The following is a 12054-nucleotide window of genomic DNA, read 5'->3' on the forward strand; positions in this document are numbered from 1 at the left end:
GAAGGAGGTAGGACTATTCAACCACAGAAGCAGTTAGTTGCCGTGTCTCATTGTGTTTTAAATCAAAATGCCGTGATCCATGGTTGGGAACGGGCTCGAGGTGCTTTTCCGTTTGCGATCGAATTATTGAGGCAAGGGATTGCATTGATTCAGCTGCCGTGTCCTGAATTTATCGTGTTGGGCGGTGATCGGCCACCAATGACGTATGAAGAATACCGAGATTTGCCGAACTATCGGCAAAAATGTCAAGAGCTGCTGCAGCCGATGATCCAGCAGATACAAGCTTATCAGGCAGAGGGCTATCAATATCTTGGCGTTATCGGGATCAATGAAAGCCCGAATTGTTCGATTAGCGGACAACGGGGTGTGTTGATGGAGGAGTTCTTTTCAGAGTGTGAGAAGGCTCAGATCGGTACCAGCTTTTTAGAAGTGCCGACTTGGTACAGTGAGGACGATCAAGGTGATTTTGAAGAACAGTTGCAAGGATTTTTAGAAAGAGGGGTAAAGAAATGAATAGTAAAGCAAAAGTGATCGCGATGTGCGCCATTGCCGTAGTTTTAAATGTGGTGTTAGGTGAAGCGGTATCGATGATGAAAATTCCGTTGTTGTTCTTAGATACGATGGGAACAATTTATATTGCGGCAAATTTTGGTATGGGGTATGGAATTTTAACAGGTGTGACAACGAACTTATTGATGGGATTTTTTAGCGGACCGTTATCGATTCCGTTTGCCTTGGTAAATGTAGCCGTAGCTATCGTTGTAGCATTATTAGCGAAAAAAGAGTTTGGCTATAAGCAAGCGTTGATTGCTGGGGTATTATTAGCCTTTATTTGTCCAATGATCGGTGCACCGATTCGCTTAGCGCTATTTGGCGGGTTTACTGGATCGGGAACAGATATTGTGATTCTGGCGCTTAGAGCTTCGGGCAAGGAAATGATCAGTGCGACGTATTGGGGTGCTGTAATGGGCAATGTGGTCGATAAAATCGTATCGTGTTTGTTAGTTGCTTGGTTTATCAAGCTGCCGCAAATGAAGCGTTTCGCCGTAAAATGAGCGTGATTAGATTCTACGACTAAGGTGCTTAGTCTGGAAATTTTAAAGTGAGCTAGCTGTCAACGAAAAAAAGTTGAGGCTAGCTTATTTTTTTGTTTGTGATTAGGTTTGAAGAAAGAAGTATTGCTATTCTGAATGATTATGCTATCCTTTAGGTACTATTATTTGAGAGGAGGGATTTACACATGGTTTGTATGTCAAAAATAACGATGAATCAAGACAGCTTACGATTCCACATCAGCTTTTGTCATACGCTTACCTTTAAATCAGTGATCAAGGGGACAGTTTGCCCAAAAACACTAAAATTTAAAGAGAATACATGACCATGTGGCAGAATCCCGATTTTTTTGGAATTTAAATAATAACAAGGTCATGTTTGGATTTGTCCATACATGACCTTGTTTATGTTTCTGCTATGGTCTGGATCAAGGAGACGAAGACGATGCTGATTCAAGCAAACAATATTACTAAGAATTTCAGTACGAAACCAATTTTTAAAGGATTAACGCTTGCGATTCATTCCGGTGACAAAATAGGATTAGTAGGTATGAATGGCTGCGGCAAGAGTACGCTATTACAGATATTGACGGGGGAAGAAGGGATCAGTGAAGGAACAGTCTCACGCCAAAAAGGATTGACGATTGGCTATGTTCCGCAAAAATTATCTACTAGCGATAAAAAGGTCAAAGAGTATTTACTCGACAGCTTTGAAGAAATCGCAAAATTGGGTCAAAAGCTGCATCAAATCGAAAAAGCGATGACTGATCCAGAGGCAGACATCGCAGAGTTATTAACTAAATATGGCCGTTTACAGGAAAGCTATGAAGAAGCTGGCGGGTATACGCTGGAGGATCGGATTTCTGGCACATTAAAAGGTTTGGGTGTTGCGGATAAACTAGAGGTTCCGCTTTCTGCCTTGAGCGGCGGTCAGCGGGTTCGCGTAGAATTGGCGCGAGTCCTTACAGAGCCGGCAGAGGTATTATTATTGGATGAACCGACCAATCATCTGGATATCGCGGGGATCGATTGGCTAGAAAGCTACCTGAGACATAGTAAACAGGCTTATCTAGTGATCTCACACGATCGAGAATTTCTCGACCATGTGGTTGATCGGATCGTTGAGATCGAAGGTGAACAGGCTGTCAATTACCCTGGTAATTACAGTAAATTTTCCCAGCTTAAGCAAGAAAGGCTCGTCCTGCTGCAAAAAAATTACGATCTGCAGCAAAAGGAGATCCAGCGGCTGCAGCGAATGAGCGCTCGTTATCGTCAATGGGGCAGAGAAGCAGATAATGAGGATTTTTTCCGCAAAGCCAAGGAGATTGAGCGTCGAATACAAAAGCTGAAACAAGCGCTGTTAGAGCCGCCAAAGTCTGGAAAAAAACGTCTACAGCAGGTTGCGCAGGCGAATCGTTCAGGAAAAGAGGTCCTAATTGCAGAGGGGATTGGGAAGATAGCTGGCGAGCGTATTTTATTCACTGAATCTGATTTTACTATTTATCGGCAAGAGAGACTGGCTCTTATGGGTGCTAATGGCAGCGGAAAAACAACCTTGATTCGCTGCTTGCTAGGAGAAGAATTGTTGGATGAAGGAATGATCAAGCACGGTGCGAGCGTCAAAATTGGCTATCTCCCGCAAAAATTGGATTTTGCGGACCGGACGCTGCGCATTTTAGATTATGTTCGAGGTTTTCTAGCAGAAGAGCAAAAGGCACGGCGCATATTGGCGCAATTTGGTTTTTTCGCTGAGGATATCTCAAAACGAATCCAAGATCTTTCCGGCGGTGAGCAGATGCGGCTGTATCTGCTGAGACTATTCCAGCAGAAAATCAATTTTTTGATTCTAGATGAGCCAACCAATCATTTAGATATTGATGGAAAAGAAGAACTGGAAGCGATTTTAGCGGACTTTGAGGAAACATTATTGGTAGTTTCTCATGACCGATACTTTTTACGAAAGGTTACTACCGGTCAGCTGCTGATTAAAGATGAAGCGATTATAAAGGGACCGCAATACAACTGAATTTCTATTTTGAAACTGGCTAGTGTCACTAAATAATAGTGATGCTAGTTTTTTTAGATGACAAAAATGTTAGATGAAATCAAGTTGTTTCAATGGTTGATTTTTTAGAAAGTTTGTATAGTGACCTTAGAAAATAATAAAGGAGCACTGAGTCATGAAAAAATTTTTAATTGGTTTTATTAGTTTAATCGTCATCGCCTTGGTTGGCTTACAGATAGCAGATAAAGTTGTAAAAGGCGGGGACGATTATTATGTTCAAGTCACTACAGATGGTGAACGTATTGATGGGAAGGACAGTAGTGGCAACCCTTATGTCGATTATAAATACTCGTTGCCTGGCTACGATAAGGATGGTACAAAAAAGCAATTAGAATTCAATGCCGCAAAAGATCGTCCATTGCGTCGTGAGGCCTTTCTTAAAGTCACCTGGAACAAGAAAAAAGGCGTTACCTCTTATGAAGAGGTTCAACAAAAGCAATTGCCGAAAAAGGCGGCAGAAAAATTAGGCGTTTAGTTTTCTTTAATAGCCGGTTCTTGAAACCGAGACAGGAGTGAAAATATGGAAAAAATTGTATCAGTAAATGAAGTAAAAAAAACCTATGGTAAAGGCAATCAGAAAAAAACACAAGCCTTAAAAGGGATTTCTTTTGAAGTAGAAAAAGGTGAATTCGTTGGGATTATGGGTGCATCTGGCTCAGGTAAATCGACATTACTAAATTTATTAGCGACTTTAGATAAACCGACGGATGGAAAAATTAGAATCAATCAAGCCGATGTCACAAAATTATCTGGCAATCAATTAGCTGATTTCCGTAGTCGTGAAATTGGTTTTATCTTTCAAGATTTTAACCTTTTGGAAAATTTGACTGCTGCAGAAAACATTGCGGTGCCTTTGTCCCTGCAAGGAGTGAGCAGCAAAGTGATTCATCGCCGGGTGAATGAGGTTGCCAAACGACTGTCTATCGACGGTATTTTGAACAGCTACCCTGCGCAGATCTCTGGCGGACAAAAACAACGGGTTGCTGCTGCACGGGCGCTAATTACGCAGCCAACGATTTTGCTAGGGGATGAACCAACGGGTGCGTTGGATTCAAACAGTGCCCGAGATTTATTGGACACGATGGAAGAGCTGAATCAAAAGGACCAAGTGTCAATTCTTCTTGTGACTCATGATCCATTTTCTGCCAGTTATTGCCGACGTATTCTATTTATCAAAGACGGTGTGATCTACCAAGAGGTCAAACGTGAAAATCAAACGCGGGAAGCTTTTTATCGTCAGATTTTAAGTATTCTCGGCAATTTGGAACAGTAGGAGGAATTCGATGCTTTTAAAACTATCACTTACTGGAATCAAAGGCCGTTTGAGAGATTATGTCGTACTCTTTTCAGGGCTTGTCATGGCTTCCGGGATTTTCTATATGTTTGAAGGTCTGGCTACTAATAAGACCTTTTTAGAAAGCAATTCGATGATTTCATCGGTGGTGATGATCTTTCATCTAGGGACTGTACTATTATCGATCATTACCTTTGTTTATATTCTGTATGCTAATTCTTTCTTGATGACAATGCGGCAAAAAGATTATGCCATGTTTATGATGCTTGGGGCAAAAGGCCGTAAGATCGCACAATTGATTTTCATTGAAACATTCGTTGTGGGTGTCGGTGCAACCGTGATGGGGATTGTGTTGGGAATCGGCTTGAGCAGTATTGTACAGCAGCTGCTGGTGAAACAGCTGGAAATTAAAATCACACATTTTAGCGCGGTTAATACTACAGCAGTGCTGTTTACGATCGTATTTTTTATAGTTATTTTCTTATTGGCTGCTTTAGTCAATGCGATGACGATCGTAAAGAAACCAATCTTGAGCTTGCTGAAGGCGAGCGAGACGCCTTTGCCGGCTAACCGCAAACCAATAACTTTAGTGATTGAAGTCATTGCTGGCGTCCTCTTCTTAGCAATTGGCTATTTTATGATGACACAAGTGATGAAATTAGCCTTTTTAGCATTGATCATTGCGTTGATCACGATTGTTTTAGGGACGTATTTTGTTTTCCACTCTATTTTGATCTTTGTATTAGATGTATTGAAAAAGCGCGATAGTATCGCCTTGAAGAAGTTGAACAATTTTACTTTGTCGCAGTTAAGTTTTCGTATTCAAGATTACACGAGAATTTTGTCGATGGTAGCGATGCTCTTTGCTTTGGCTTTAGGAGCGATCACAGTTGGTTTGGGTTTTCATAACGAGATCATGAAAATGACTGAAGCGACCTCGACCTATGATTTGGTCTTGAACAATGGACAAAACTTTAGTGACTCAGATTTTAAGAAAATCCATCCATCCTCGGAGACGATTTATCAACAAAAAGAGGACGCAAATACTGTTTATTATGATCGTTCGCAATTTGATCAGACTCCTTTAGCAGTGAAAAAATTTACGTCGAACCGCCAAACTAAGGTCGTTCGATATACTGGAGAACAACTGGCTAATGATTTAAACGCCTCAGATCAATTACGTTCGTTGGAATTACCTGAACAGAGCGCGAAAAAGCATCAATTTTTAACGAGTGAGGAGTTCTCAGCGTTACCAATGAAAGTTGCTGAGCTGCGCGTGATCACGGTAAAAGATTTTGTGAAGGATAAAGAGGCATTGAAGGAGTTGGCCAATGAGAATTTCAGTAAAAATCCAACTTTAGATAAAAATATGGGAAGTATGAATCAAAAGTCATTGGTTTATGAGCTGTATAATGCGCTATTCTCAGGCTTTGAATTTATGGGCTTCTTCTTAGGAATCGCCTTTTTGACAATGTTGGCAAGCTGTCTGATGTTTAAGATTTTATCTGGTGCGAAAAGCGATATTCAACGCTACAGTATGCTGGAAAAAATCGGTGCGCGTCGGAAGCTGTTGAAGCAATCCATTCGTAAAGAGATTGGGATTTTATTTTTAGTCCCCGGGTTATTAGGCGTAATACATGTCTTGTTTGGACTACAATTATTCACGACACTATTAAGTGAGCCCTACAGCAACATTTGGCTGCCATTCCTGATATTCTTTGTCCTATACTTTATTTATTATTTATTGACTGTATGGATTTATACAGGAATCGTTATGAAACGAGAAGACTAAAAAGAAAGTATAAAATTTTCACATGAATCAATCGCTTTGCAGCAGATATATCCATGTCCGGCTTCACGAACTAGCTTTATTGGCAATAAGCAAGAATATTTCGAAATTTGAGAAGCAAATTAGAAATATTTGGTCTTATGGCTCAAAAGCTGAGCAAGTTCGCGAAGCCTTTCTTTTTGAGTAAAATCATTCTTCAATATATGCCAATAGATCTCCTGGTTGGCATTCCAGGACTTTGCAGATTTCATTGAGCGTCGAAAAACGAACAGCTTTCGCTTTCCCTGTTTTCAGAACAGAAATATTGGCATTGGTCATTCCAACCCTTTTCGCTAGTTCACCAGAAGACATCTTTCTTTTTGCCAGCATAACATCTAAATTTACTTGTATCATTGTGATTGCTCTCCTTTCACGATCTAGCTTTAGATGGTCAATTCATTTTCTTCAGCGATCATATTCGCTTTTTCTAAAATTTTGGCTAACGCCCAAACGATTGATGCACCTACGATATAGGTTAAATCAATAGCAGCGCTGTCGATGGCAAAGCCTTGCATTGAGGCATAGATATCAGGAAGACAAGAAGTCACAGATAAAAGCAATAGGATGCCGGCGATTTTTTTAGCGGTACTAACATTTGTGCGAACAAAAATCTGATCCATTTCAAGATTTTTGAAAAAGCTTCGAACAAAGTAAAAAAGAATACCATACAAGAGAATATTAGCAATCAGCAACAAAAGAAAAATAGGTGAGGATAGAATGTCAAAAGTATAGGCTCCAAAAGGGAGACTATTGATACTGACTGTTGATAAATCTGGAATAGAAGTGAAATTAAAAATGACGATTAGGATTGCCAGCCCCCCAGCTGCAATCACCATTACCCCAATAAAAAAACTAAACAACCATTTCAATACTTTAAAAATACCTTTTTCTGAATTCATTTTGATACACTCCTTTTTGTTTAACTTGATGAGTTAACTATAAAGGTCGAATTAAACTAAGTCAATATATTTTTATCGAATTTCGATAAAAATATATTGATTAAATAGATGCTCGTTTTTGTGGCAGCTTCTTTAAATGAATAAAAGGGAAAACATAAAATCACTAGATGTTATTTTATGGATAATTATTAAGATTATGAATTTTTTGTGTCTTAGGAAATTTTCATGTGGGTTTAAAAAACTAGGAAAAAAGCGGATCATTCGTTAAATTTTGAAAGAAAACACGCGATTTAGTTAAAAAATATAAAGTTGCTGCGACAACTGTAAATAAAAATGCATATTTTTTAAATCTGATCTATAGTGAGAACGGACAATTTAATAGAGAAAGAAGTGTTCTGGATGAACCGGGTAAAAAAAGCTTTTACCAACCGTTGGCTGATTTTATTTACAGCCAGTCTGCTATTTTGGGCGAAGACAATCTTAGCCTACTATGTAGATTTTTCGTTAGGAGTGGAAGGGTCTGTTCAATACTTCATCCTGTGGATCAATCCAATCGCTACGACTTTGCTGCTGTTTGGAGTGTTCCTTTATGTAAAAAAATTTAAGCCGGCACTGATCGTATTATTTTTAATGGATCTTTTGAATACGTTGATCCTTTATCTGAATGTGATTTTTTATCGGGAGTTTACGGACTTTGTTACGATTAAATCGATTTTAGGATTTTCCAAGGTGTCTCAAGGAATCTCAGGCAGCTCCTTTGCGTTGATGAAAGCTCATGATATTTTTTATTGGGCAGACTTACTAATATTCTTAGGAATTCTGATCTATCTTTTCGCTAAACGAAAAGAAATCACCAGCAAGCCGGTCAAAAAGACCTTTGCGGTGGCGATAAGCTGTTTAGCAGCATTGACCTTTTCCGTGAATCTATCGTTGAGTGAAGCCAATCGCCCACAATTATTGCAGCGGACATTTGATCGTTCTTATATTGTGAAATATTTGGGGTTGGATGCTTTTACTGTTTACGATGGGATCAAAACCGAACAGACAAATAGTATTCGCGCCCATGCCTCAAGCAACGGGTTAACCGATATTTTGAAATATACGAAGAGCCACTATGCGGCACCTGATCCAAGTAAATACGGCATTGCAAAGGGCAAAAATATCATCGTGATTCACTTAGAAAGCTTTCAACAATTTTTGATCAATATGAAGGTCGATGGACAAGAGGTAACACCGTTTTTAAATAGCTTGGAAAATGACAATAAACAGACTTTAGCCTTCGATAATTTCTTCCATGAAGTTGGTCAAGGAAAGACCAGTGACGCGGAAAATATGTTAGAAACTGGAACGTTTGGGCTGCCTCAAGGATCATTATTTACTCAGCTTGGTTCAGACAATACCTTCCAAGCTGCACCAGCGATTTTAAATCAAGAGGCCGGTTATACGAGTGCTGTTTTTCATGGAAATGTTGGCAGCTTCTGGAATCGCGATCACGTTTATAAAAATCTCGGCTATCAAAATTTCTTTGACCGCTCCTATTTCAATCAAGCAGATGAAAACTTAGGTTATGGAATCTTAGATAAAGAGATGTTGAAGGAAACAGTCGGCCATTTAGAGCACTTACAACAACCGTTTTACACGAAGTTTTTGACTGTAACTAACCATACACCCTACTTGACTGACGATAAGCATTTCAATTTTCCAGCATTAAAAACTGGAAACAGTACGGTCGATGATTATGTGCGGACTGCGCACTATTTGGACGAATCATTGCGTCAATTTTTTGACTATCTAAAAGCTTCAGGAGTTTATCAAAACTCGATGTTTATGATTTACGGCGACCATTTTGGGATATCTGATAGTAATAATAAGGATTTAGCAGCAGCACTAGGGAAAGACCCAACGACTTGGGATAAATTCGATGATGCACAAATGCAGCGCGTGCCTTTGATGTTCCATATTCCTGGTTATACTAATGGCGGTATCCAGCATCAGTATGGCGGTGAAATCGATGTCTTGCCAACCTTACTACATTTGATAGGTATCGATAATAAGAAATATATCCAATTCGGTACAGATCTATTTTCACCACAACATGATCAAACTGTTGCCTTTCGTAATGGAGATTTTGTTTCACCAAACTACACGGAATTAGGCGGAGAGACGTATGACAATAAAACCGGTGAAAAAATCGATCCGAAGGTCATGAAGATTGAATCAGAGATTGATAAAGAACAAAAGCAAGTTAAACAGGCCTTGAGCTTATCTGATAAATTGAATCAAGAAAATCTTTTACGGTTCTATACACCAGAAGGCTTCACACCGGTTGATCCGAAGAAATATGATTACCATGATCTCGATAAGAAAAATACAGCAATAGAACAGCAGCAAGGCAGCAAATCAACGAGTCTGTATTCGAAAAACGGCAACAAAACAACGGCGGCACTTTATCCGCCCATTCAATAGCGAGGAAGAAGTATCCTTAAGTGGATGCTTCTTTTTTTGCAAAAACGGGTTCGATTCCCACACATTCCCGCCAATGCTGTATCAATTCAATAATTGGGTGATTATTTGATAAAAAAAGTGTGACAAAAGCAAAATTGTTAAATCATAGAAGGTATCTTTTAAAAAGCTAGGCGCATGTTCCTTTAAGTTTTTCAGCATAATAATCATCCTTTCGCGTGTTCTATAGGTATGAGGGTTACCATAAATAGTGAAGCTTATTGCCGGCTTAAAGAATCCTAAGAAAGTATAAACTGTCTATCTATTCGGCTAGGGGAATATGTTTGATTCGGAACCTATTTCGGCTTAAAATAGACATACAAAGAGAAAAGGCAGGATCCTTATGGCTATGGTTGAGAATCTTATTCAAACTTTTTTCCACCCGATCGTATTACTATTGGACGTATTATCAATTGCGATTATTATCATCGGAGCGATTCTTGCTTTTTTTAAGCTGCTTCAGCCTGGAAGCAAAAAAGATTTTTCCTCTGTTTTGCAAAAGAACAAATACATCAAGGCCTATTTAGGCAGTTATATTTTACTGAGTCTAGAATTTTTAATCGTGGCGGATATTATTGAGACAATTATTAATCCAACTTTTCAGGATATTCTCAAATTAGGTTTGATTGTTGTGATCCGAACCATGATCTCCTATTTTTTAAATAAGGAAATCAGTGAATTTTTTGATGAACAGACCAAATGAGAGGAAAAGGCAGGTTCATTCCTTGTCCAATAATTTAGTAATTTTAACAAAGAGAGAAGTATTCATGAGAAGGCTATTTCTTTCTTTTTTCTTTGCGATTTGTTATTGATTCCGGCTCAAAGGAATGGTATGATTGTTTTGTTTCGGGAGTGGATGGGTTCTGGTGTTCCCTCTGGTCTTCAAAACCAGTATGAGGAGTTAGGAGCTTCTTGGGTGGGTTCGATTCCCACACATTCCCGCCAATATAGCCTAATAAGTCGATAAATGTTTGTACAGAGGAAATTCTGTCTAGCATTTATCGTTTTTTTTACGGCACTTTTTTACCTGGCTTTACTAATTGAACGGCCTCGACAGTTCGTAAACTTTTCAATAGGGATAAATTTTTTGAACAAAGTGAATTTTCTATTTCATTAGAGGAGAGATTGGGGACAAAAAAATACAAGAGAAAATTCTCTTGTATTATCAGTTCTAGAGATGAGCGAAATACTCATCGATAGAACTCTTTATTTTCTCAAAATCTTTAGATAGAAATAATTTTGCAGGCACTCGAATTATCGGAAGATTGTTTTCATTATCAAAAAGCAGGGTCTGATATTGAACACCACTATCTGGTAATAAGATTTAAAAGCGGGAGAACTAGAAATATTGGAAGAACCCCTTTTAGTAAAAAATCGATGACCAGGGGCAGTTGGCTGGAATCAATTTGAACCCTAATATTTCCTGATGCTTTCGTGGTGTTGAGATCAAATATTTTTTCCTGTTTTGAATATGTACCGCAAACAGGGCAAACAAATTTGTAAAAGGTTGATTGACTTTTTGGTGTAGATTTTTTTATGCGTACAGCACCTTGGACCCGTTTTTTTGTTTCAGGTCCGGATAAAGTATAGGATTGTTCGCAAGAAATACATTTGAAGGAATGCTTTGCATCCTCAGAGTAGGTAAGTCTATGAATCTGCACTAAAAGTCGGATTGCTCTTGAAAAAAAGTTAATTGCTAATAGTGAAAATAAAAGAATTCCGATAACTAGCATGGCTGGCTCCTTTAAGTATATTGAATAAATTTTATCATGAATCGGTTGGCATCCGCTCATTCACTCAGTCTATCAATAAGAGGTAAGAATTACTTTTCGATTATATATCTTCGTCGTCGGACGATAAATAAATTGTAGACATAGTAGGGAAGTGTCGCAAAAAAGCCAAAAATAATAATAGCTTGAATTGTAAACATAAAAAAGACAATTGCCAAAATTTTCGTCTTCTTCGATTGTTTTTTTATAAAGGTAATAAACAAAAGAATTCCAGATAAAGCGGAACCAATTAAGTAACCCCCGAAAAGTATTGAGGCTATAAAATATAATACTTTTGAAAAAGATGATTGCTCAATTGAAGGATCTAGGACCATAAATATAGCCAGAATACTATATAAAAAAGCACCAACAACAAAAGCAATCGAGGTATAAAGCAAGTAATTTTTTCTTTCATTGTAAGTCATTGTTTCGCTCCTTAAGTTGTTTTATTAAGAGTAGCACGATTAAATTGAAGGAACAATCAAAAAAATACAGTAACCGAAGCTACTGTATACATTTGCTATCTAAAAAATCACCTTAAAACCAGCCACACAAGTTGGATTCGCGTAATAGTAATTTATTGTTTGAGCAGAACGCATGAGCATCCGTGTAAATTTTGTCCATAAAAGATTAATTTCCTTCTAT

Annotated in this window: 12 protein-coding genes and 1 tRNA gene; 9 read left to right on the forward strand and 4 right to left on the reverse strand. The window is 38.4% G+C overall.

The window, feature by feature from the left end:
- Positions 1-15 precede the first annotated feature (15 nt).
- The 6 genes from IGI67_RS19770 to IGI67_RS19795 all read left to right on the forward strand — a co-directional run bounded on the left by IGI67_RS19770 (position 16) and on the right by IGI67_RS19795 (position 6203).
- The gene (locus IGI67_RS19770; protein ID WP_429959812.1) at positions 16-513 is read left to right on the forward strand and encodes a CD3072 family TudS-related putative desulfidase; all 498 of its coding nucleotides are present in this window, start codon (positions 16-18) and stop codon (positions 511-513) included.
- Positions 510-1055: a CD3073 family putative ECF transporter S component gene (locus IGI67_RS19775; RefSeq protein WP_207109691.1), complete on the forward strand. Its 546-nt coding sequence runs from the start codon at positions 510-512 to the stop codon at positions 1053-1055. Before IGI67_RS19770 ends, IGI67_RS19775 begins: the two co-directional genes overlap by 4 nt.
- Before the next feature lie 442 nt (positions 1056-1497).
- A complete protein-coding gene (abc-f, locus tag IGI67_RS19780; protein WP_429958974.1) occupies positions 1498-3078 on the forward strand; it encodes a ribosomal protection-like ABC-F family protein in 1581 nt (526 codons plus the stop codon).
- 154 nt (positions 3079-3232) lie between these two features.
- Positions 3233-3592, forward strand: coding sequence for a YxeA family protein (locus tag IGI67_RS19785; RefSeq protein WP_207109689.1), 360 nt, complete (start codon positions 3233-3235; stop codon positions 3590-3592).
- A gap of 45 nt (positions 3593-3637) precedes the next feature.
- Complete coding sequence (locus tag IGI67_RS19790; protein WP_429958975.1) at positions 3638-4390, forward strand: ABC transporter ATP-binding protein; 753 nt, start codon at positions 3638-3640, stop codon at positions 4388-4390.
- Positions 4391-4400: 10 nt separating this feature from the next.
- A complete protein-coding gene (locus IGI67_RS19795; protein ID WP_429958976.1) occupies positions 4401-6203 on the forward strand; it encodes an FtsX-like permease family protein in 1803 nt (600 codons plus the stop codon).
- A 186-nt stretch (positions 6204-6389) separates the two neighbouring features.
- On the opposite strand, the gene IGI67_RS19800 is transcribed toward IGI67_RS19795, so the two are convergent.
- Both IGI67_RS19800 and IGI67_RS19805 read right to left on the reverse strand, forming a co-directional pair.
- Complete coding sequence (locus IGI67_RS19800) at positions 6390-6593, reverse strand: helix-turn-helix domain-containing protein (protein ID WP_207109686.1); 204 nt, start codon at positions 6591-6593, stop codon at positions 6390-6392.
- A gap of 29 nt (positions 6594-6622) precedes the next feature.
- Positions 6623-7138, reverse strand: coding sequence for a DUF2975 domain-containing protein (locus IGI67_RS19805; protein WP_429958977.1), 516 nt, complete (start codon positions 7136-7138; stop codon positions 6623-6625).
- Positions 7139-7537: 399 nt separating this feature from the next.
- Between IGI67_RS19805 and IGI67_RS19810 the strand changes: the two genes are divergently transcribed.
- The 3 genes from IGI67_RS19810 to IGI67_RS19820 all read left to right on the forward strand — a co-directional run bounded on the left by IGI67_RS19810 (position 7538) and on the right by IGI67_RS19820 (position 10585).
- Positions 7538-9604, forward strand: a complete 2067-nt coding sequence (locus tag IGI67_RS19810) for an LTA synthase family protein (protein WP_429958978.1) — start codon at positions 7538-7540, stop codon at positions 9602-9604.
- A 379-nt stretch (positions 9605-9983) separates the two neighbouring features.
- On the forward strand, positions 9984-10343 hold the full coding sequence (locus IGI67_RS19815; protein ID WP_429958979.1) for a DUF1622 domain-containing protein: 360 nt from the start codon (positions 9984-9986) through the stop codon (positions 10341-10343).
- 145 nt (positions 10344-10488) lie between these two features.
- A tRNA-Sec gene (locus IGI67_RS19820) sits at positions 10489-10585 on the forward strand.
- Positions 10586-10947: 362 nt separating this feature from the next.
- Here IGI67_RS19820 and IGI67_RS19825 read toward each other — a convergent pair.
- Both IGI67_RS19825 and IGI67_RS19830 read right to left on the reverse strand, forming a co-directional pair.
- The gene (locus IGI67_RS19825; RefSeq protein ID WP_207109682.1) at positions 10948-11373 is read right to left on the reverse strand and encodes a hypothetical protein; all 426 of its coding nucleotides are present in this window, start codon (positions 11371-11373) and stop codon (positions 10948-10950) included.
- 89 nt (positions 11374-11462) lie between these two features.
- Complete coding sequence (locus IGI67_RS19830) at positions 11463-11834, reverse strand: hypothetical protein (RefSeq protein WP_429958980.1); 372 nt, start codon at positions 11832-11834, stop codon at positions 11463-11465.
- Positions 11835-12054 lie beyond the last annotated feature (220 nt).

Source organism: Enterococcus sp. AZ196 (assembly GCF_050498845.1).
In the GTDB taxonomy this organism is placed as follows: Bacteria; Bacillota; Bacilli; order Lactobacillales; family Enterococcaceae; genus Enterococcus_A; species Enterococcus_A murrayae.

Excerpts from the sequence above, each read along its gene's own strand:
- IGI67_RS19785 (WP_207109689.1), top strand. The coding sequence starts at position 3,233 with ATGAAAAAATTTTTAATTGGTTTTATTAGTTTAATCGTCATCGCCTTG.
- IGI67_RS19805 (WP_429958977.1), bottom strand. The coding sequence starts at position 7,138 with ATGAATTCAGAAAAAGGTATTTTTAAAGTATTGAAATGGTTGTTTAGT.
- IGI67_RS19830 (WP_429958980.1), bottom strand. The coding sequence starts at position 11,834 with ATGACTTACAATGAAAGAAAAAATTACTTGCTTTATACCTCGATTGCT.
- IGI67_RS19790 (WP_429958975.1), top strand. The coding sequence starts at position 3,638 with ATGGAAAAAATTGTATCAGTAAATGAAGTAAAAAAAACCTATGGTAAA.
- IGI67_RS19815 (WP_429958979.1), top strand. The coding sequence starts at position 9,984 with ATGGCTATGGTTGAGAATCTTATTCAAACTTTTTTCCACCCGATCGTA.
- IGI67_RS19795 (WP_429958976.1), top strand. The coding sequence starts at position 4,401 with ATGCTTTTAAAACTATCACTTACTGGAATCAAAGGCCGTTTGAGAGAT.
- IGI67_RS19825 (WP_207109682.1), bottom strand. The coding sequence starts at position 11,373 with ATGCTAGTTATCGGAATTCTTTTATTTTCACTATTAGCAATTAACTTT.
- IGI67_RS19810 (WP_429958978.1), top strand. The coding sequence starts at position 7,538 with ATGAACCGGGTAAAAAAAGCTTTTACCAACCGTTGGCTGATTTTATTT.
- IGI67_RS19775 (WP_207109691.1), top strand. The coding sequence starts at position 510 with ATGAATAGTAAAGCAAAAGTGATCGCGATGTGCGCCATTGCCGTAGTT.
- IGI67_RS19800 (WP_207109686.1), bottom strand. The coding sequence starts at position 6,593 with ATGATACAAGTAAATTTAGATGTTATGCTGGCAAAAAGAAAGATGTCT.
- abc-f (WP_429958974.1), top strand. The coding sequence starts at position 1,498 with ATGCTGATTCAAGCAAACAATATTACTAAGAATTTCAGTACGAAACCA.